Raw genomic sequence first — 22,119 nt, forward strand, 5'->3', positions numbered from 1 at the left:
TTCGGCCGGGACAAGTTTCTCTTTAGTTGTCATCAAATTCATCTTTAAGAACATCTTCAACAGATTCCGGCGTGTCGATATGATGGACTTTTCTCTCGTCTGAAACGACGGAAACCGATGTGGATTTCTTGACAATATTCATGGAACCCGGGCCGGCTGAAATGGCCCAGTCCTCCATGTCAAAATTAAAAAACCGGATACCGTCAAGGCCTGTCAGGGTTCTGCACAGGGTTTCCACCTCTTCGAATTTCATTTCCTGTCCGGAAATTTTTAAAAACCGACCGGAAAACCGGGCTGTCTTTCCGGAAAACGAAAAAGAGATTCCGCTGAGATCTGTATTGTGACTGACAAGAACCTGCTTAATCTTCCGGTTCGTATCATATCTTGTCGCATTTTGCTTCATATGACGGGACTTTAGAAAGAAATCGTGAAAAAGTCAACCCATGTTAAGCACCCGGATATTTTAGACAGAATCCTTATCTGTGCGTCCTTAAAAATGTTTCATTTTAAACATTTCCCGGGTTTTGTATTGACTCCCATTTTAATGGTATTTATTCTAACTGGTACGCTGTCAATTATGATATGATGGCTGCAATCACATAAGAATGACCCCTTGAATGTTCCAAATTAGGGAGTAAAACTATGGAAAATCCTGACCTTGACCAAAAATTACCCGCACGTCTTGACGCGTTTCGCCGTCTGCACAGGCACACGCTTGACCACCGTGAACAATTCTGGGCTGCCCAGGCAGAGCGGCTGCAATGGCAGACTGCTTTTTCTTGTGTGGTCAAGGAAGATTTTTCCAGGCCCATGGCATCCTGGTTCTGTCACGGACAGATCAATGCCGCCCAAAACGCACTTCACAGAATAATCGAAACAGGGAAGGGAGAATCACCGGCCCTGGTCTTTTATCAAAAATCCGGCCACGTGGACACCCTGACGTTTAATGAACTTAAAAACAGAGTACTCAGCCTTGCAGCGGCTTTTCACCGGGACGATCTTGTCCCGGGAGACTGCATTGCCTTAAATCTCCCAAACTGTCCTGAATTTATCATCAGCGCCCTGGCAGCCGCCTATCTTGGCATTACCTACCTGCCCATCGGCTGCCATCTGCCCGCTTCCATTGTGGCAGAAGATGTCACTGCATCAAGGGCAAAACTTGTAATCATGGCAGACAGCAACGCCTACGAAGAAAAAAAAGGCCATGTCCAGACGGTCCGCGCCCTGCTTGAAGACCTGCCCATTCTCATTTCAGATGAAAAACTTGAAGGGGTCCCAACGCTTGAAGAATACGTAGGCCAGGCAGATCCTTCCGGACTTGAGCCGGCTTGCCCCCAGGCAGATCATCCCCTGTTTGCTATTTATGAAAACCGCCTTGCCGGCAAACATGTGGGGTCTGTTTTTCCAACAGGCGGATTTCTGGTCCAGGCCCACACCTCCTTTGATGATATTTTTAACAAAGCCCTTGTTCAGGACAAACCCAGGATGATTGTCAACACGCTGGATATGTGCAAAGCGCATACCCAGGCATACGGGCTGTGGGGACCTTTGACCAATGGCACAGGTATTATCCTCATTGATAAAAAAATCCGGGTGAATACCATTGAAGAGATTCTCAATGATCAGCCAAATCCGGCCCTGCTTTGCCGGCCGACGTTGATTTCAGAACTCAGGGAACAGCTGGGACAGGAGGGACAGCTGAACACGGCCAAACGGTTTCCCGTAATTGCCTGTTGCGGGAACGCCCTGCCCCCCCGGCTGGTCAAATATGCAGACGGCATACTGGTAAACGGTCCGGAACGGGTGGTGAACCTGTGGGTGCAGAGCAAAAGCGGTACCGCCCTGCTCAATTCATATCCGACCCCGGAGCTGAACCGCCCCGGCGCCCTCGGATTCGGCGCTTTAGGGGTGGAGCCCTTGATCATGAGCGATTTTGGAGAACCCTGTAAAACCAACATCAGCGGCAACCTGATTTTTGACCGGTCATGGCCGGCCATGGCAACAGCCACCATCGGCACAGCCGAACATTTTAAAAAAACCTATTTTTCAAAATTCCCAGGCTGTTTCTTTACCTACGACGGGGTCAGGTCTGACAAAGACGGTTTTTTCTGGTTCATGGGACGGCTTGATGACATCATCAAGGTCAAAGGACAGGGCCTGGGCGCGTCCTTGATCGAAACGATGCTGACCTCCCACCCCCTGGTTGAAGAAGCTGCTATTATCGGCGCCCAGGACACATCCGGGGAGGATATTGTGGCCTTCGTGGTGCCCCGTAATCCGATTCAGGATGAACAAAAATGTATTAACCAGATAAAGGATTATATTGCTGATAAAATCGGGCGTTTTGCCGTACCCAAAAAAATCATCATCACGGATCAGCTGCCAAAGACCCCCACAGGAAAACTGTTCAGATCTGTTTTGCGCCGCATTGCAGCCGGGGAGGAACCCCTTGACTGACATATCAGCCAGAGCGAACAAAAGACTTGGAAAATTGATTGACGATAAATAAACGCACACGGGCCACAAGCCCACAACAAATAATGAAACTGAAACGCCAACAATGCAGGGTAAAACGGTACGCCCCAGGCGATCCGCCCTCTTGTTTCCTGTATCTTGTTTCTAGTTTCATGTAAAAGGGAGCCCTAAAAGTGAGCGCCAAACTTCGCAATAAAATAATTGAAGCAGTGGGTGAAATCGGAAAAATCAATATTTCCATGTCCGCCTTTGAAAGGGATTTGACAGTGACCTGTGAAGCATGGCTGGCTGATCTTTCCGAACAGATAAAACAAGGCATGGGAACTTCGGATGCCATGATCATGAAAAGCGATCTTTCAGCCGTCATCGAGATCCTGATTAAATCCCCCCCTTCCCCCGGTATCAATACCATTATAGGCGATGCCCTGACCATGATGCTGGAAATGGAACGTGCAGGCCAGGACAAATCCTGCGTGATACAACGTCTTCTCGGTCCATCCCTGGCCAAAGAAGCCCGGCAGAATGAGATGAAATTTCTGTTGCTGAATCCGGGCACGCCCTCCACCCGGATTGCCGCATACCAGGGTCTGGAACAGGTGCATAGTTTTGAGATCCATGTTCTTCCCGATGAGGAAGACAGCTTAGATCATCGGGTCAAGGCTGTGGCAGCGCATCTGGACCGCGCCGGAATTGATCTTGCCTCCTTTGACGGCATCGCCTGCCAGGGCGGATTTCTCAAACCCATCCCATCCGGAACCTACCGGGTGGTCCCGGAAATGGTCACAGACCTTGTGGAAGCGCCGTTGCGGTCCCATGCCAGCAATATGGGTATTCCCATGGGCATGGAACTGGCCCGGATGGCAGGCCATCAAAAGGATCTGCTTTTGACCACCACAGATCCCTTTGTCTGCGACGAAATGGATCTGGTGGACCGGGTTACAGGATTTATAAAAATCAAGCGCAACGGTGCCGGGGCACATTATTTAAATCACAAGGCTGTGTGGCGGATCGTGGCCTCTTTGATGAATCAGGCACCGGAACAGGTGAATGCCGTCACCGCCCATGTGGGCGGAGGCACCTCCCTTGCCGCACACAGACAAGGACAGGTCACCATGCTCATAGATGCCTATTCCGGCCTGCCGTCTACAAGCAGGAGCGGTGCCATAGACATTGACCGGGTCATCAAAGCCATCAAATCCAAGGAGATCTCCATCCGGGATCTTGAACAGGTTCTGGACAGCCGGGGCGGACTGCTCTCACTTGTGGGCACCAATGATTTTTACGCCATGATCGGATTCCTGCGCCAGGGTGCCACCCCTGTGCAGCGCAAAAAAATAGAACTGGTCCAGAACTTTCTGGCAAGAAAAATCGCCGGCGGCATGCTCAAGCTGACCGCGGACGGGGCAGATGTCAGGGTGATGGCGATCACCGGCGGACTTGCCAAAAATCCGGACATGATGCACCGGGTCAAACAGAATATCGCAGGACGTTACCCCGTGGTAACCATGCCCGGTTACTTTGAACATGAAGCCCTGGCTGCCGGACAGATCCGGGGGTATTATGCCTCTGAAACACTCAAGGACTACGAAACCGAACGGAATGCCCTGGAAAAAAGAAGGCATGATGAAGACGCATTGATCGACACCCCGGTATTCAAACGCGAAATCAGGTTCAAGAAAAAAGGCGCGCCGTTGACCACCTTGGACGATATTATTGATGCAGCATACCTGACGGTCGAAGAAAATTATGCCCCAACCATCGCCATTGTGGGTGCCAACAACGAAGAGGCGATCCAGGCGGCCAAAAGGGCCAATGAAGAAGGCCGGTTCCGCATCTCCAAATTCGTGCTCCTTGGCGATTTCCAGGAGATCAGCCAGATGGCCTATGAATACGACCTTGTCATTGACAATGACAACTACACCATCTTTGATACGGAGAACCCCGTAGAAGAAGCTGTCAACCTTTTGGACGAGGGCAAGGTTGATATTCTCATGAAAGGGTCCATCCATACAGAAGATATTCTCAGGGGATTTTTTAAATACCTGAAAGCCAGCGGCCGGCTTCAAAAAGGCCAGGTCATGAGCCACACCGCCATTGTGGATATCCCCACCCGAAACAAATTGCTGGCATTTTCAGACGGTGCGTTAAACACTTACCCTGATGAAGAAAAACGTGTGGCGATCCTTGAAAATGCATTAAAAGTGGTACATAACCTGAATATCAAGGTTCCCAAGGTGGCAGTGGTCTCTGCCGTTGAAAACGTAAACCGCAGCGTGGACAGCTCCATTGAAGCAGAACGGATTGCTGCCCGTTTTGCAGACAGGGACGACTGCATTGTGGAAGGCCCCTTGTCTTTGGATGTGGCCATGGATCCTGCCATTGCCAAAGAAAAGCATTACACTGGCCGGATCCAAGGCAATGCCGATGTGCTGATCCTGCCGGACATTGATTCGGGCAATATTTTATGGAAAACCCTGACAACCCAGTCAGGGGCAGCCCTTGCCGGGGTTATTCTGTGTGGTGATATGCCCCTGATCCTGACGTCAAGGGGGGATTCGACACGGTCAAAACTGGCGTCACTGTCCCTTGCAATAAAATTTTACTTTGATATTAAAAAAGAAAACGGGGTGGCGTCTTAAAATTATCGGCCTGCGGCACTTCTGGGAATAAATTTATAGTAAGCTATGGGTGTCGAGATTTTGCATGCCGCGTTCGGCTTAACACTTGACACGAAAAATTGATCCGCCTATATTTTGTCAAATAAAAAGGCTATTCTTTATTCACCTTAAATATCTTGTGATAATGCCGCAAACAAAAAAATCACGCAGTTTGAAACGCTCTTATCTTCTTTTCTTTACATTTATATTACTTTTATTTCAAGGATATGCCGCTTCTGCCGCACAATCTAAATCGAATTTACTCCCCCCGACGGTTCGAATTAACGACCAGGCGGTCCGGGCCGGACTTTTGTTCGATCTTTCTACAGACACCATTGTATGGAATAAGAATATGCATCACACTTATCCCATTGCATCCCTGACCAAAATGATGGTGGGGTTGTTGGTCTTTGAAGATATTCGTGCCGGGAAAATATCCTGGGATACGCCTATTAGGGTCACCCCGGAAGCGACCCGTGTGGGAGGCTCCATGGTCGGGCTGAAATCAGGCATCTCTCTTTGCGTGGAGGACCTGATGAAAGCAGCCCTTATATCCTCGGGCAATGATGCGACATATCTTTTATCCCAGTATTTGGGCGGTACCGAACAAAACTTCGTGTATCGAATGAACCAGCGCGCGAAACAACTGGGCATGGCGTCAACGGGTTTTTCCAACGCCACCGGCATGCCCGCGCCGAACAGTTATAATGACAATTATTCCAGTCCTTCGGATCTTCTTCTGCTTTGCAGGGAAATGCTTAAATATGATAAGTTGCTGCAAATTACCCGCATGGGTGAATCCGTGATCTCGCAAGGTGGAAAACTCATACGGCTGAGAAATCATAACCAACTTGTGAAGACCTATGAAGAGGTGGACGGATTAAAAACAGGATTCACCAATAATGCGCAATTTTGCCTGGCGGCCACTTCGGAAAAAAACGGCCGACGGATGATCGCCATTGCATTGGGTATTGCGTGCAAGTCCGTGAGAAATCGATTTGTCGGCAGTATACTTTCCCAATCCTATATCGCTTTAGGCATGGGATCTCTCCATTCCAAAACCAGGTCAGCCATAGCCATCAAACCCAAAGAGACCCATTCTGCTCCCGACGCAGAGACTTGCCATCGGGTACGAAAGGGAGATACCCTCTATGGTATCTCAAAACAGTATGGATGTTCGATTGAACAATTGAAAAGTTGGAACGGTCTTCAAGGAAGTGAGATCCATCTGGGTCAGAAATTGCGCATACATAAAAATTCCGGCGCAATTTATACCTTGATGCCTCGACCCGCCGAGACAACCGTTATTTACTACAAAGTCCTGCCCGGTGATACGCTTTGGAAGATTTCTAAAAAATATAATGGAATATCAGTCGAAAGATTGATCCAGCTCAACAGGCTGAAACGGGCCAGTGATTTGAAAGCGGGTGATACCGTTAAAATCGTTCTCAACCTTGGGTAATTTAGGCTCGGCGCATCCCATGGGGCGCGCAGCACCGGAAAAATTCATACCGCCATCGCTCGTGAGGCCGCAGTAATGATCAAAAATTGTGTTCAGGGGTTAGGTGGTGCATCCACCGCCAATATCATGTCCAAAACTTTTTTGTTCACCGGGGCCGCTGCGGCCCGCCGGCTGTCAACAACGGCATCAACTTGGGCGCTGCGGCCTTAAGGAGCTGTACTGCAAGACCGCTTGTGAAAGTATAGTCATCGGCATCCTGGCCATCCACATAGGCGGTGACGACGCCGTAAAACCGATCGCCGATGAAAAAGACAAAAACGGCGGTGCGGTTTATTGCCTTGGAGGAAATGAGTTGCCCCCCAGAACTGTAGATATTGTGGCGGTTGTCGCCAGTGCCTGTTTTACCGCCTATGGCCAAAGATGTTCCGTCTGAAAGTAAAAATGCGCTGCGAATCCGCTGCGCCGTACCGTTTTCGACCACTCCTGAAAGCGCCTGGCGCAGCTCCTCGGCCACTTCCGGATGCATCACCTGCTCCCCCTGGCTTTTTTGATATGTCAGTCTGGTTTCATAGGGCGTTTTTTCTCCAAAACTAAGTGCCTGAATCTGAAAGGTGGGATACCACCTGCCCTTGTTCAAAACAATGCCCACAAGTTCTGCCAGGGAGTCCGGCCGATCTGCAGAGCTGCCGATGGCAGTGGCGTAGGAAGGCACCAGGCTGTTAAACGGATATTTCAAGCGCTTCCATTCCGAAAAGATTTCGCTGAACGCTTCCTCTTCAAGAAGGGCTCGGATACGTACATCCTGTTTGTTTTTTCTGGAGGTCTTGAACAGCCATGTGTAGACCTCCTGGCGTTCCGCCGCGCTGTTTTGAATCACCTCGCCCTGCCTGGCATCCGGGTGCCGGTTCAGATAGGCCAGGGTCCACAACTCCAGAGGATGTATCCTGGTAATGTAGCCCAGATCCACAAGCGAATAGGCATCAGGGGCAGATTTTTCGAAAAGCCCTGACAGGGTGCCACCGACACCCTGTCCGTTTTTTAAATGCCCTGCAAGAAACGTCGTAAATTCGTCCAGACCAGCCTCCGGTTTGATATAGCGAAAAACAGCCGCCAGATTTTTCGGATTTTTGCGCATTCCCTCCAGCAGGATGTCAAAGGCCTCGCCAAAGGGTTTTCCTGCGTATTTGCGGTAAAACCGCTGAAGAAAAATGCGCCCCTCCTGATCCGCAAATTTGGCCAGGTAGTTATGCCGCCCGGGGGCCTTGGCATCTGATAGAAGCTGCCGAACACCTGGGATCTGATATTTGTAGTACTGGGCAATGTCCCGCATTAACCGAATGAACACCAGGTTGATGGATTGATTAAAGGCATCCTGCACGGAAAAGATGCGGGTATCATCCCGGTCATCAAAGTTGGAAAAGGTGTGAACCCCGCCGCCGGTGAAAAACTGCTCGTGGGGACTTGCCGAATAGCGGCGCTGCATGGCGGCGGTCAGCATGGCGGAAAGTTCCCTGTCGCCGGCGCGGCTCAGGAAAGAGATCACCCAGCGGCTCAGGTGGTCCGCCGCGTCCACCTCCACTGCGGCTAATTCTGCCCGGGAGAGCGAATGATATTGTTCATGCAGGGCAGCAATTATCTCAAGATAGGTCGCCAAAGTCCGAAATTTGGCTGATGACCCGAGCTCCAGCTTGGTGCCCGAATTGATGTTGAGCGGCTGATCAAGCGTGTCGGTCTGGAGGCGCATTAAATTGGCCCCTTCAGACCGCTCATACAAGGTGAGGCTGTAAACGATATTGGACGGATCGCCATCTCCAAGGAGGTGATAGCCGTAAAGACCTTTCTTCCGGGCTGTTGAGGGATCACTGAAGCTTTTGAGCAAACTGGTCATTTCCTGCTGTACAGATTGATCCACCGTGCTGGTAACGGAGAGATCAAAACGGTCCAGCCGATACAACCGGTCGACATCCAGCAGGTGCAGCAACTGGACTCTGATCGCATTGAGCGCCTTTCGAGAAAGAAATGATTCGGTCCCCGGGGCCGCCACCCGCTCCTGAATGACGACAGGTGCCACTATCGCCGCATCCCTTTCCCCCGGTGTAATGATACCGGCCTGGGCCAGCAGACGAAGGTAACTGTTGGTTTTGGCTTCCAGGACGGCAGGGTCTTCCGAAAGAAAATACGATGGACGGCGTTGGGCTACAAAAAGGCTGACCACCTCTTTCAAGGCAGCGGCCCTGGCCTTCGCGGCTGAACCGGTTAATTTCGAGGGCCGCTCCGCCAGCAGGCAGATGGTTTCGCTAAAGTCGGCCCCGTACCAGGCATACAACCCATCACCAAGCCCCATGACTTCCCCGTGCCCGGTAATTGCACCCAGGGGCATGGAGTTAATAAAATCGCATAGAATACCGTATCGGGCCTTCAAGGTTTCCGGTCCGTCCAGATAAGCACGCATGCTGGCAGATACCATCTGTTGAAATTTGTCCGTTACAGACAGTGTCAGGCCTTGGGACGAATGGCGGAATTTTTCGATCTGGGTCGCCAGGGTGCTCCCCCCCGGAACATTTCGACTGCTGTCCACCGCTCTGATCCCTATCTCCAACGCCGCAGCGGCGAGACGTTTCCATTCCACGGCGGGATTTTTAAAAGGATAGCGTGTGTCCAGGAGTTCCCGGTTTTCGATGTAGAGCAAGATCTTTGCGATGATGTCCGGGATCTGGCTGTAATCTGAAAAAATATGTTCAGGATAGGCTGTGGCATAGATAAAATGCCCCGAACGGTCTTCAATACGAAGACCGGCCTGGGATTTTTCCCGGTACGCGGGATAAAATCCAGCCTGGGTGTATTGAAGCAGAAATGGAGAAAAGCAGGCCTGCTCTTCGATATTGTAACCTGCGGCGTCGAGATTTCGAAGAAAAGTCGGCAATTCTACATACCCAAGCCGCGTATCGTAGGGACCTGCCTTGGGGAACTCAATGGACGGACTTTTTCCGGGAACAACCCGTACACGGATCTTTGCAGCCATCTTGCTGAAGCAATAAGCCTGCAACGCAGAGGTGCGAAGCTCATGAATCACCCCAGAGATTACCGCCAGGATCAACAGAAATATGAAAATCCTTCGAACCATGCACCACACCTGTTTGCATCCTGTTCTGACTTTCATCATAGGCTTTTCGGTTCGGGGCATGTGAGTCTGAAATAGCGGCCTCGGGCCTATTTCAAAACGATCATCTTGTATTGAATAGGCTTCCTCGAATGAAGGAGGATCTGACTGGGATAGCTTGTGGTTCAATTTTGGCCTCGGTTTATTTCACAAAAGATTCTTTTCAATAACGGCCATGGGCTGAGCCTGACATATCAATTATCAGGCTCGGATATAATATTGCCAATCCTAATTTTCAGGCTGGCAGTCGCACAAAGCGACATTTCCGTTCACGTCAAGCGGAACTGCCTGCCACGGGGAAAAACAATATTGTCGTTTTGGAAAACGATGGAAAAGCTGATCCGGAGGCAGTAGTAGGAAATCTTTATATCGCTTCCTGAGCCCGGATTTAAGCAGTACCTTAAAAATTGATTTGTCCAGCAGGCTCCCGTTGGTCATAAGACCGATCCAGCGTTTCATTAAAGATGCCGTTTTTACAAAATCTATAATTTCAGGTATCCTGAACAAAACTTGACTTGACAGTGGTCACGTTTCCCTAACGTTATTTTCCCTTTTCCCTTCGCAGTCGGGGTTGCTGATAGCATGGGCGATCCAGTCTATCAAGGACACGCCCTGCGGGTGCTCGTTCCTCGCATCCTTGACACATCTGGTGACCCATGCTGTGCAAGGAATTAGCGACGGCGATGGAAGCGCAACGTCCACTCAGGCTCGGGATACTGGTATGTCGTTTACACTGCTGTCTTCATTTTTTCAATATCTTTCTCAAACTGTTATCCATAATTTTAACAGTTTTTAACAGTGAATTTTCCTTGAAGTGACGCATCGTTCAGATATGATAAGGGCGCTATCATTAACTTGGGGAAAATAAGTTCCTGGATGATTGAGTGCAGCTATTGTGGCATTGTACTTGCGATTATTGTAGAAAAGGCCAAGATTCATCGTGAACCGCCAACAAAGTGGGCCATCACATGCCCCAAAAGACCAAACAGCGGCAATTGCCGAAAAAAGGAAGAGATTATGAAAAAAAAATTTGGTTTTACCCTGTATTCTCTGACCCTGGTACTCGTCACCATCTGCATCTGCCAGTTCGTCTATCCGCCCCCTGAAAAGGCTTAGCTTTACGCCCATGGGGGTTATAAGGATGAAATCCGGAGACGGGAAACCGGTCTGCGGCGTCCCGTCTCCGGACGTCCTATGTTTCCCAGAGAGACAGCAGTTCGGGTAAAAATTTGCCCCCGGGCCCGTCAAGGACAATCCCCCGGTGGTGCCGGGCGGCAAACTGCCTGAAAGGATTATCTCCCGGGTTGATGTCCACAATGACCGCTTCAGGATTTCGGGCCACTGCCGTGCCGATCTGCATGGGAAGGTTGGTGGCCCCGGCCGTGCCCACCACCAAAAGAAGGTCGGTGGATGTAGCCCATGCCATGGCGGATTCGGCTTTGTACCATGTTTCGTTGTAGCATTCGTCAAACCAGAGGACATGGGGCCGGGCAAGGCTGCCGCACCTGGGGCAGGTCAGCAGCTTTTTTTCTTCCTCGGTGACCGGCTGGTCTTTTGTTTTGTCTGCCATGCCTTCGGGAAAGTCAAACAGCTTTGGGGTGCATTCTCCTGCACACCGTAGAAAATTAAGGTTCCCGTGGATCTGGAAGGTTCGTTCAAGGCTGTTGCCGGCCCGCAGATGAAGACCGTCCACATTCTGGGTAACCAGACAGAACCTGTCTTTGAAAATCTTTTCCATTTGGACAATGGCATGGTGGCCTGAATTGGGTTCTGCATTCTTACACACGGTCCGCCGGTAAAGGTACCAGGCCCAGACCTCCCAAGGGCTTTGGGTAAACATGCTGTGGGTGGCCATCTGTTCAGGCCGGTACTCTTTTGACCCCACAGTCCAATACCCTTCAGGCCCCCGAAATGTAGGGATTCCGCTTTCAGCTGAAATGCCGGCCCCGGTTAAAACAGTGATCCGTTTGTTGTTGTCCTTAAACGGCTCAAGCAGTCTGGTTGTGTCCATGTTTCGGCCTCCTTGTCTGTTTCAATTGTTTATCTCAATTGATACGCGTGAATTGAATAACCCATTATAAACAGGACGATACCATGAAACGTACAGGATAGGAACTTCCTTTTTGAATTTTTGAATTCATGAAATTATTAAACATTCTGGGAGAGAATAGAACCGAGTTTCAAGGATAGCTCTCTTATGGAAAACGGTTTTTGAATGAAATGAATACCCTGTTTTAAAATGCCCTTCTCAGCTATCACGTTTTCAGTATAACCAGACATGAACAGCACCTTCATCGCAGGCCTCAAGGGGGAGAGAATCTCGTAAAGCACCTTTCCATTCATCCCTGGCATCACCACATCGGTAAGCATCAGATGGATATCCCCTTTGTGCTTTTCTGAAACGCTCCGGGCCTCCACGGGTGATCTTGAGGGTAAAACAAAATAACCTAACCTGGTTAATGCCGAGCAGATGAAGATTCTCAGCTTCTCTTCATCTTCCACCACCAGAACGGTTCCACCGCCAGCATGAATGGGCTCAATTTCGGTCTGCCGCTCTCCGATCTGCTCTATCTTCCGGGATAGAGGAAAATAGATCTTGAAAACAGTTCCATGGTCTGGCTCACTGTAAACCCATATGGTACCCCCATGTTGTTTGACAATTCCGTAAACAGTGGATAATCCCAGACCAGTCCCTTTACCGGCTTCCTTTGTGGTAAAAAAAGGTTCAAAGATCCTCTCTCTGGTCTTTTCATCCATACCTTTGCCTGTATCTGCCACTGACAGCATCAGATAGTTGCCAGGCCTGACATCAAGCTTAACCGACGCATGATCTTTATCCAGGAAGACGACCCTGGTCTCTATGGTCAGAACGCCCCCATCCGGCATGGCGTCACGGGCATTAACGGCAAGGTTCAGAAGGATCTGCTCCATCATACCTGAATCTGCATCGATTTGAGGGATGCGCTCTTCCAGCACGGTTTTAATGGTGATGTCCTCTCCGATCAAGCGCCTGATCATATTGCTGAACCCCTCAATAACAGTATTGAGGCTGAGGGTTGCCATCTCAAGAACCTGCTTGCGGGCAAATGCAAGAAGCTGCCTGGTCAAACCTTTGGCACGTTCAGCCGCCTGCAGTATCTCCTCTAAATTCTGGTGCAGCTCACTCTCTGACGGGGTATCATCAAGGCTGATCTGTGAATACCCCATAACGATTGCAAGCATGTTGTTGAAATCGTGGGCAATCCCTCCTGCCAGGCGGCCCACGGACTCAAGTTTCTGGGACTGCTGAAGCTGTGCTTCCAAAGAGCGCTTTTCCTGTTCACTCTTCTGTTTTTCCGCTGTTATATCCCTTGCAATGCTGGAAGCCCCGACTATCCTTTCACTCTCATCCCGAATAGGTGAAACCTGCAAAGAGACGTCTAATAATTTGCCATCTCTGGCTACCCAGACCGTCTCAACCTGATCCGCAGGCTGGCCAGCCTTTATCCTTGCCAGCATACGCGGCATCTCATCAGGTTGGTCCTGTGGTGTGAGAAAGGAGATATGCTTTCCAAGAACCTCACGCTCATCGTAACCGTAGATCCGCCTGGCCCCCCTGTTCCAGCTGACAATCTCCCCTTCAAGGGTTTTGCCGATAATGGCATCATCAGATGACTCAACGATACGGGCAATCCGGCGTAGAGCCTGTTCAGACCGCAGCCGCGACTCCTGGATACGGGCATTGTAGATTGCCATTGAACAGACCTTAGCCAGAGGCAGGGCCAGAGCCAGATAACGCTCTTTATACTCCCGGAAGGTGAGGTCATCAATTTCCAGAATACCCAGACAGACCCCTTTGTATCCCATGTATATTGCAAATCCGCGACCTGAATCTGTCCATGCAAACTGTTTTCCAGCACTTAATCCGGACGCTTCCTGCCCATTACAAAAAGGCGCATAGAATATGCGGCCAGGGGCGAAAAGAAGGTTAAACAGCTCCTCAATATGGCCAATGGCCTCCTTTTCACTCTCTGAAGCCATCAGAATATTCATCAGATCAATCAACATCAGGTGATCTGCAAAAAAGTGATCAGGAGGCGGTGACATACCGCTCCGACTTTGGCGTAGATCCGCCACAAGACGTTCCATAGAGAGTTTTAGCATATCCACGCCTATGGGAATTGATTCGGTTGGCAGGTCAAGATATCTGCCCAGGGCAGATAATTCGGCATGGCAATTTCCGCCGACAGAGGTGTTTAACAGGGTAAGTTTCTTTGTGGTCTCATGAAAAAATTCTCTGGCTGTCTCCTGATCAAATCCCCACGCTGCAATCTCTTGCCTCCAGTTCAACAGCCAGCCGGGGGTCATAAGATATGCCCCCTCCGCGATAAGGTGATCGACCATGGCAGAGGGAGCTACCAGGTAAAAACATAACTTTGGAGCCAACAGAAAAGCTGAACTGCCCCCCTTGCTGATGGCGTCACACCCACCCAGACAGCCACCACCAATGATCGCATCCACCCCTTCAGTCTCACTGGAGAAGCGGTGTGACAGAGCCTCCCCTCCTTTTTGAAAACTCTGCTGACAGGAAAGATCATAGGTCTCTATCTCCAGGCCAGATAGATCCCGGGAAGCTGCCACCACAGCTTCCACCTCTTTCAGGAAATACGGGCAACAGAGAAGTCTCATGTCACACATCCTCAGCATTGATCCAGTTCAAAGGGTACTGCCCCCAGCGGCGCACCGCGTCAGCAACCGCCAGCAGGATATCCTCATTGACCATCAGGGGGATCTCCCCATGATTGTCCGACAGGACAAATCCGCCTCCCGGCCCAGCCAGGGCAATGGCCCGCTTCACTTCTGACTCAATATCTTCTGAACGCCAACTTCCCATTGCAAGCGCATTCAGGTCTCCTACAAGCGTAAGTTTTCCCCTGCACAGCGATTTCAATGCACCAAGATCCTCCTCTGCACTGGCGCTCATGCCAACGAAACCCGCTCTGAAAATTTCATTCACAACCGGCACCCCCGTTCCAGATGCCATGTGAATCATCACAGCACCATTTATACGGGAGATAACATTGACAGCTGTCGGTAATCCGTACTGCAATATAAAATCCCGGGACATGATAGCAGGCGAGAACGCAGGGTCAGAATAGAGTATGGATGCCGCCCCGGCCTTGAGCTGTGCGTTAGCCCATGCCACACAGTATTGCGTGTTTATCAGAAGAAGACGCTCAAGCAGATCCGGCCGTTCATGGATCAGATCAAGATACGGCCCGAATCCCATCTGCATGATGGGCAGAGAGGTGGGTGAGATAATAACGCCGGCAATCGGGATATCGTTGCCAACAGCAGCCTTTAGCCGACCTGTTGATTGCAGAACCCCCTGCAACGGCTGGTTACCAGCCACCTCAGGAGGATCAAGAAGAGAGATCTCTTCTGCCCTTCTGATAATGGGAGCTCCGGCGTTTGGTGGGCCATTGTCACAATAGAGGGCCTCTCCGCCCCAGGCCAGAATCTCCAGCGCTGCAAACGGGTAGCAGCAGAGTATGTCGTTGCCGAACATTCTGTGAAGCTTAAGCTGCCCTTCCACCACATTCCGGGGCCGGGAAAAATACTCCTTGATCGTGAGCCCCATCTGTCTGGCAGGATGCATGTTGGCAGAGAGCACATAAGGCACCCTGTCCGGCTCTCTGTGTGAGAGTGCGATCTGCAATCTTTGACTGGAGGTCATTCCCATATCCGATCCTCCATTAAAGTTCTGACGATTCTAACGGCTTCACCTGAGTTGCTCCCCATACAGTGTGCCCCGACCTCTTTCCATAGCATTGGCGCAAGACGGAAAGGCGCCCCGCCAACCACAACCACAACTCTGCTGCCAGCCCTCCTCAACCCCGCCACCACATCCTTGACACACACGGCTGAAGTGAGCATCAGACAGGAGATAAGAAGAATATCCAGTTGATCCTTCAGGGCCCTCTCCACCAGATCATCAGCCTTGAGACCATGACCATAATCCAGAAGATCATACCCGGAAGAGCGAAGCGCAGATATAACCATGCGCTTACCCAGCGCGTGGTAATCCTCTATCACGCCAATGCCAACTCTGGGACGACCATATATAGAACAGGTATTTTCCAGAAGAAGCCTTCCCACAACTCTTTCGCAAATCCGTCCTGCCATGTAAACCTGCGAAAGAGAGATATCGCCACCCTCCCAGGAGACACCGATCTGTTCAAGAGCCGGGATAACCACATCTTCCACAAGACGCAGATCTCCTCCCTGGGATGACAGGTTATCAAGCAGCATACTGCACCGATCTGCGTCTATATGCAGAAGCGCATCCATGAACTGTTTCGCTCGCTTATTGAGTTCTGTCATCGTCTCCTCCTGCCAGAACAACTCACCGATCAGATTTTACCACCTGATATGACGTTCAAGAATAGAACCGAAATCATACTTCTGAATCTCATCTTTTCGGGTATTAAAGTACCACCGATATCAGATTGTTATCAAGAAAAATTATGTTTTCCCCAGCTGGCCGCATCCGGCACTGACGGACCGGCCCCTGCTCCATCGTTTGATCACAAACACCCCTTTATCAGTGAGAATTTGGGCAAATTCATGCATCTGTTCATCACTGGGGCTTTGGTGGTTAAAACCTGTCACAGGGTTGTAGGGAATCAGGTTCAGGCGCACGGGCAAAGGATGGATGAACCGGGCCAGTGCCCGGGCATGGTCCATGGAGTCGTTTACGCCTTTGATCAGAATATATTCAAAAAGAAAGACGCCCCTTGGGGGCAAGGGATACGCTTCAAGGCTTTTTTTCAGTGCAGCAAGGGGCCAGCGCCGGTTCACCGGCATCAGGGCCGACCGGATGGCATCCTCCGGTCCGTTAATGGAGACTGCCAGACGGATGTTGGGGTAGTTCAACCGGGCCAGCCGCTCAATCCCCGGCACCACACCGCAGGTGGAGATGGTCATGTGGCGCAGGGCAATGTCGCAGCCTTTCTGGCTGTTGAGTACCCTGACAGCGGTCATTACCGCATCAAAATTGTCAAAGGGCTCTCCCATGCCCATGAAAACGATATTCTTAATGTCATGGCCCAGGGTATGCCTGGCATTGAACACCTGGCCCACGATTTCAGCGGCTGACAGGCTGCGTTTGAACCCCATGCGGGCGGTCTGGCAGAAACGGCATCCCATTTTGCACCCCACCTGGCTTGAGACGCAAAGGGTATTGTGCCGGGTCATGGGAATAATCACGGATTCAATGTTCAGGCCGTCGGAAAGCCGGGTGATGAACTTGACCAGTTCACCCGCCTTGAATGTCTCTTCCACCTTGCCGGGCACCAGCGCAATGGCTTTTTCAAGGGCAGCCCAAAGCTTTAAAGAGTTTTTGAATTCCGGGGCATTACCAATCTCTTTTCCGCCGTTTTTAAACACTTCCCGGTACAGCGCTTCGGCATGAAACAGCCCTTTGCCGTAATCATTGCGCAACGTCCGGGTGAGCTGCTCCAAAGGCAGGCCAAAGATATCAATAACAGGTTTCATGGCGAATATATATCACAGGCCCCCAAATTTGCCTATGACAGAGAAGTCATTTATAATGCCTGAACAAAAACCTGTTTTTGAAGGAGATTATTTTGAAAAAAAGCCTGATAGCCCTGACGATAGTGGTTGCAAGCGTCTTTGGATACCGGTTTTGGGCCGGTGAAAAAACCTATGAAATAAAGAATATTCCCATAACCGTGTCGCGCATTGTCTGTTTCGGCGACAGTCTGACCCGGGGGTACGGTGCCACCCGGGGAAAAGAGTATCCGGCCCGGCTGGAAGAGATGACCGGTATTGAGGTCATTAATTCCGGGGTGTCGGGAAATACCACGGCAGACGGACTGGCCCGGCTGGAAGATGATGTGCTGGCCTTTGAACCGGATGTGGTACTGATCACCCTTGGCGGTAATGATTTGAAAAACCGGGTGGGCGTAGACACGGCCCGGGCCAATCTGGTCAATGTTATCCAGCGCATTCAGGCTGCCGGGGCCATGGTGGTTCTTGGCGGTATCGACATTCCCCTGTACGGCAAAGGATATGCCCAAATGTATGACGCCGTGGCCCGGCAGACCGGTTCGGTTCTGATTCCCAATATCCTTGAGGGCATATTCGGCAGCCCGGATTTAATGAGTGATTCCATTCATCCCAATGACAAGGGATATGAGACGATGGCCGGATATTTTTATAACGCCCTGGCCCCTTTTTTGCGTCTTAGAAAAAAATGAGGAACTAAATATTAATGAACCCGTAAAAAGGCCAATCGATGGCTAAGTAAAAATCTTCGCCTACAAGGCATGGTGACTGACCAGGGGCGAAGGCATACATATAGTATGTCAAGCGTCTGGTCAGGCGCCATAACGCAGTAGGCGGAGACTTTTTACGACGCCATCAAATATTCCCTCTTTCCTGGGCCATAGCCAGGTATGTCTCAATGGTATTTTCAGGCGGATCATATTGATCTGTTTCCTGCTTTTTAACCAGGGCAATGGCATCGGACGGACAGACAGGCACACACACACCGCAGCCGATACAGCGGTCAAGGACCACCCTTGCCGCATCATCCACGACAATGGCATCCATATGGCAGCGGGTTATACAGGCTTGGCACCCCACACACGCATCCGCATCAACCTGGGCAAAATAGTTGGAGTGTACGGCCTTTGACGGCTGTTCAAGCTTTTTCAGGTTCACCAGCACCTGGCAGCAGCACCCGCAGCACATGCAGATATTACCGGGGTCCTTTGCGTTGCCCGGTTGGAGAACAAGCCCTGCCTGCCGCCCTTTTTCAAGAATCGCCAGGGCTTCTTCCACATCAATGGACCGGCCCAGGCCGTTTCCTTCGTAATAGTAGGCCCCGCCACCAAAGGAGAGGCACACCTCCATGGGGTAATCACAGGGTTGGCCCACCATGCCATGCTCCTTGCGGCAGATACAGTCACTGACCACAATTTTCTTTTGTTTGGAAATAATCTCTTCGGCGATTTCATAGGGCATGGTGGCCAGGTCCACAGTCACCTCTTTTGACACCGGGATGACACGCAGCTGTTTGGTTTTATGTTTAACCCAGCTCTCTTTCATATATTGGGGCAGGTATTCATTCACATCCCTGATCAGGTCCGTATTGAGCCGGTTGAGGTTGAATTCCCAGATACCGATCACAAACTGGATGGCCATATATGACGGAGAATCCTCTTTGCCGGTCCTGAAAATCAGCCCTTTTTTGGAAATCTCCATGAGTGTGTTGCCTAAGCTGTCCGGATCCATGGACAGACGCTGGGCAATAACCGGCACAGGTTCCGGCCACATGTTCAGCCCAAGCACAATGGCGGCCTCTTCCTGTGTAAACAGCCGTTCAAGAATTTTTACTTCAACACCGGAATCTGTTGCCGGAAATCCTGCCGGCATTTTATCCAGGTGCAGGGCCAGTTTTTTATAAAGATCTGTCATGGCACAATTCTCCTTTCATGAGAAAATGAATTTCCCATCCCTCCCCTACCCGTTCAATTTAATGATAAAAACGGTCTGCGGTACTGATTTTATAAAAACCGAAAAGATGCAAAACAGCTTTGGCGGGAATCGCAAAACAGGACGATATTCAGGGCTGTACTTGATTAAATGTTGATCTGCAATTTAAGATTTTCAAGGTCGTGTTCTTAAAAAAGTCGGCAATTTCCTTAATAAGGTCGGGATCATCCACTGAATTTTTCACAATACCGAAGCCCTCTGACAAGGCAAAAATTTTGGCGGCAGCCTTCTTTTTATCCTCCACACTGGCAAGGCCTGTCTCTTCCCAGCCTGAGATCTCCTCAATGCCGAATTCAATGAATTTAAGCATCATGCCCCGGATTCTTTCCCTGATTTTCTCATCCCGGAATCCCATGGCATAGCAGGACCAGAACACCGCATCCCGCTGGGGCCAGGTGCCGCTGGTGTCAAAAAGGATTTCCAGCAGGGTCTCCATGCGCTCCCGGGAGCTGGTAAGGGTCTCCAGTTCCTTGAGATAATGGTTCATGGAAGATTCATAAAGAAAATCCACCATTTCCATGATCAGGCCTTCCTTACTCTTGAAATAATGAATCAGCAGGCCTGAATTGACGCCCATGCGCTTTGCGATTTTACCGATGGTCATACCTTTGAAGCCTTCTTCTTCCACAACCTTGTAGGTATGTCTCAGTATTTCAGGTTTTCTGATATGAGATATGCTTTTTCTTCCCATAAATTATTTTGCCTATTTTTTATTGTTTATACGCTAATCAATTTATAATTGATATAAGGGCACTGCCTTTTTTTGTCAATTTTTATTGCAGGCGGCTCCCCTTTTATGTTTTATCAACACAAGCGTAAACATTTTTTTTAGGCACACAAATCTGCAACAGGAATAAAACAAGCTATGAAAATATTAGTGACAAACGACGACGGCTACCGCGCCCCGGGTATCCGAGCCCTGTTTAACGCATTAAAATCAGACCATGAGGTGACCCTGGCAGCCCCGGACAGGGAAAAAAGTGCCGTGGGCCATGGCATCACCCTGCACACGCCCCTGAAACACCAGAAAGTGCGCCTGGGACACAGCGATATTGTCCATGCGGTTACCGGCAACCCGGCCGACTGCGTCAAACTGGCCCTGTTTGATATCTGCGACCAGACACCGGATCTTGTGATTTCAGGGATCAATGCCGGGTCCAACACCGGGATAAACATCAACTACTCCGGTACCGTGGGTGCAGCCCGGGAAGCAGCCATTAACGGAATTCCAGCCATTGCCGTATCCATCCAGTACGGTGAGGTCATGGACTTTCACGGCATGGCAGCCTATACCGCGTCCATTCTGGATAAAGCCATGGCCCTGGATCTTCCCCCGGGGGTTTTCCTGAACATCAACGCCCCGGCCATTTCCTTTGACCGGATCGCCGGCACAAAGGTAACGGCCCAGGCAGATAACAACCTGGCCTATGTGTTTGACCGCCGCCGGGATCCCAGGGACCGGACATATTACTGGTACGCCGGGATGACGCCGGAGGTGCCATGTAAAGGGTCTGATAATAATGCACTGCTTAAAAATTTTATCTCCATCACACCGCTGCAGTGCGACATGACTGCCCATGCGGCCATGGATATGATTGCAAAGGCTGGATTCTAAATGACAATGCCAGATAAAACCACGGCACAGGCTTCCGAATTTCCCACGCCCGAATTTCAGACATACAGGGTCACCACCATTGCATTTGCCCATTTTGTCCATGATCTTTACACAAGCTTTCTGGCCCCCCTGCTGCCCCTGATTATTGAAAAACTCGCCCTGACCCTGAGCCAGGCAGGTCTTTTATCCATGGTCATGCAGATCCCTTCCCTGGCCAACCCGTTCATCGGTCTGTTTGCCGACAATAAAGGGCTGGCCCGGTGGCTGGTGATCCTGGCCCCTACCCTGACGGCCATTCCCATGAGCGTCATCGGCATTGCCCCGTCCTATGGTATGCTGCTGGTCCTGGTCTTTGTCGCCGGCATCTCGGTATCCCTTTTCCATGTTCCTGCCCCGGTGACTGTGGCAAGGTATTCAGGAAAATTCAAAGGCCGGGGCATGAGTTTTTTCATGACCGGAGGGGAGCTTGCCAGGACAATGGGACCCATCCTTGCCGTGGCTGCGGTATCTGTTCTGGGGCTGGCCCGTTTCCATTTTATCCTGGCCCTGGCCCTGGCCACCTCCGTGCTGTTGTTCATAACCCTGGAACCCACCCAGGAGCCGCTCAAAGCAAAGCGGCGGGGATCTTTAACCCAGGCCTACAAAGAAGTCCGCCATATACTCAATCCCCTGGCAGGAATCCTTTCGGCCCGGGCCATGATGCACGGATCCATGGGCATGTTTTTAACGGTGTATGTGGAACAGGCCACAGGCTCTTTGTGGCTGGGGGGAACGGCCCTGACCCTGTATGAGGCCACAGGCGTTGCAGGCATCCTGTCCGCAGGCACCCTGTCCGACCGCCTGGGCCGCCAACGGGTGCTGTTCTGGGCATTGACCGTGGCGCCCGTGAGCATCTTGCTGTTTGCCCTGACATCCGGATGGATCCAGGTGCTTTGGCTTCTGATCACAGGGTTCACCGTATTGTCAACCACCCCTGTGATGCTGGCCCTGGTCCAGGAGAATGCCAGGGAAAATCCTGCGGCGGCCAACGGTCTTTTTATGATGATCTCCTTTGCCGTAAGATCCCTGGCCGTTGTTGCGGCAGGGGCCATTGCTGACGTATTCGGAATGAACATGATGTTTATCGTCTCAGCCCTGGCAGGCTTCACCGCAATCCCGTTTTTGATTAAATTAAAAAAATAAGGCGTAT

At 50.7% G+C, this 22,119-nt stretch carries 15 protein-coding genes; 6 read left to right on the forward strand and 9 right to left on the reverse strand.

Features of this window, described 5'->3' with window-relative positions; all coding sequences use genetic code 11:
• Positions 1-22: 22 nt before the first annotated feature.
• Positions 23-403, reverse strand: coding sequence for a hypothetical protein (locus Q366_RS07660; RefSeq protein ID WP_035237805.1), 381 nt, complete (start codon positions 401-403; stop codon positions 23-25).
• Positions 404-642: 239 nt separating this feature from the next.
• Between Q366_RS07660 and Q366_RS07665 the strand changes: the two genes are divergently transcribed.
• The 3 genes from Q366_RS07665 (at position 643) to Q366_RS20160 (ending at position 6,594) form a co-directional block, all read left to right on the forward strand.
• Positions 643-2,457: an AMP-binding protein gene (locus tag Q366_RS07665; RefSeq protein ID WP_035237807.1), complete on the forward strand. Its 1,815-nt coding sequence runs from the start codon at positions 643-645 to the stop codon at positions 2,455-2,457.
• 191 nt (positions 2,458-2,648) lie between these two features.
• The gene (locus tag Q366_RS07670; protein ID WP_035237809.1) at positions 2,649-5,114 is read left to right on the forward strand and encodes a phosphate acyltransferase; all 2,466 of its coding nucleotides are present in this window, start codon (positions 2,649-2,651) and stop codon (positions 5,112-5,114) included.
• Positions 5,115-5,277: 163 nt separating this feature from the next.
• On the forward strand, positions 5,278-6,594 hold the full coding sequence (locus tag Q366_RS20160) for a LysM peptidoglycan-binding domain-containing protein (protein WP_084691747.1): 1,317 nt from the start codon (positions 5,278-5,280) through the stop codon (positions 6,592-6,594).
• A gap of 145 nt (positions 6,595-6,739) precedes the next feature.
• Here the strand turns inward: Q366_RS20160 and Q366_RS07685 are convergent, their stop codons facing one another.
• The 6 genes from Q366_RS07685 to rlmN form a co-directional block, all read right to left on the reverse strand.
• Positions 6,740-9,718, reverse strand: a complete 2,979-nt coding sequence (locus Q366_RS07685; RefSeq protein WP_245619904.1) for a transglycosylase domain-containing protein — start codon at positions 9,716-9,718, stop codon at positions 6,740-6,742.
• A gap of 1,228 nt (positions 9,719-10,946) precedes the next feature.
• The gene (locus Q366_RS07700; RefSeq protein WP_035237815.1) at positions 10,947-11,765 is read right to left on the reverse strand and encodes an SIR2 family NAD-dependent protein deacylase; all 819 of its coding nucleotides are present in this window, start codon (positions 11,763-11,765) and stop codon (positions 10,947-10,949) included.
• Between the two features lie 137 nt (positions 11,766-11,902).
• Entirely contained in the window at positions 11,903-14,422 is a 2,520-nt protein-coding gene (locus Q366_RS20165) for a PAS domain S-box protein (protein WP_051957893.1), read from the reverse strand.
• Position 14,423: 1 nt separating this feature from the next.
• A complete protein-coding gene (locus tag Q366_RS07710) occupies positions 14,424-15,476 on the reverse strand; it encodes a uroporphyrinogen decarboxylase family protein (protein ID WP_035237816.1) in 1,053 nt (350 codons plus the stop codon).
• Positions 15,467-16,117, reverse strand: coding sequence for a cobalamin B12-binding domain-containing protein (locus tag Q366_RS07715; RefSeq protein WP_035237818.1), 651 nt, complete (start codon positions 16,115-16,117; stop codon positions 15,467-15,469). Before Q366_RS07715 ends, Q366_RS07710 begins: the two co-directional genes overlap by 10 nt.
• A gap of 141 nt (positions 16,118-16,258) precedes the next feature.
• Positions 16,259-17,290, reverse strand: a complete 1,032-nt coding sequence (rlmN, locus tag Q366_RS07720) for a dual-specificity RNA methyltransferase RlmN (protein WP_035237821.1) — start codon at positions 17,288-17,290, stop codon at positions 16,259-16,261.
• A gap of 92 nt (positions 17,291-17,382) precedes the next feature.
• On the opposite strand from rlmN, the gene Q366_RS07725 reads away from it, so the two are divergent.
• Positions 17,383-18,015: an arylesterase gene (locus tag Q366_RS07725; protein ID WP_051957894.1), complete on the forward strand. Its 633-nt coding sequence runs from the start codon at positions 17,383-17,385 to the stop codon at positions 18,013-18,015.
• A gap of 163 nt (positions 18,016-18,178) precedes the next feature.
• On the opposite strand, the gene Q366_RS07730 is transcribed toward Q366_RS07725, so the two are convergent.
• A complete protein-coding gene (locus tag Q366_RS07730; RefSeq protein ID WP_035237824.1) occupies positions 18,179-19,237 on the reverse strand; it encodes an ATP-binding protein in 1,059 nt (352 codons plus the stop codon).
• Between the two features lie 148 nt (positions 19,238-19,385).
• The gene (locus tag Q366_RS07735) at positions 19,386-20,006 is read right to left on the reverse strand and encodes a TetR/AcrR family transcriptional regulator (protein ID WP_035237825.1); all 621 of its coding nucleotides are present in this window, start codon (positions 20,004-20,006) and stop codon (positions 19,386-19,388) included.
• A 174-nt stretch (positions 20,007-20,180) separates the two neighbouring features.
• Here Q366_RS07735 and surE point away from each other — a divergent pair, with 174 nt between their 5' ends.
• A complete protein-coding gene (gene surE / locus Q366_RS07740; RefSeq protein ID WP_035237826.1) occupies positions 20,181-20,930 on the forward strand; it encodes a 5'/3'-nucleotidase SurE in 750 nt (249 codons plus the stop codon).
• The gene (locus Q366_RS07745; protein ID WP_035237827.1) at positions 20,931-22,112 is read left to right on the forward strand and encodes an MFS transporter; all 1,182 of its coding nucleotides are present in this window, start codon (positions 20,931-20,933) and stop codon (positions 22,110-22,112) included.
• The last annotated feature ends 7 nt before the right edge of the window (positions 22,113-22,119 follow it).

The sequence above is a fragment of the Desulfobacter vibrioformis DSM 8776 genome (genome assembly GCF_000745975.1).
Classification (GTDB): domain Bacteria; phylum Desulfobacterota; class Desulfobacteria; order Desulfobacterales; family Desulfobacteraceae; genus Desulfobacter; species Desulfobacter vibrioformis.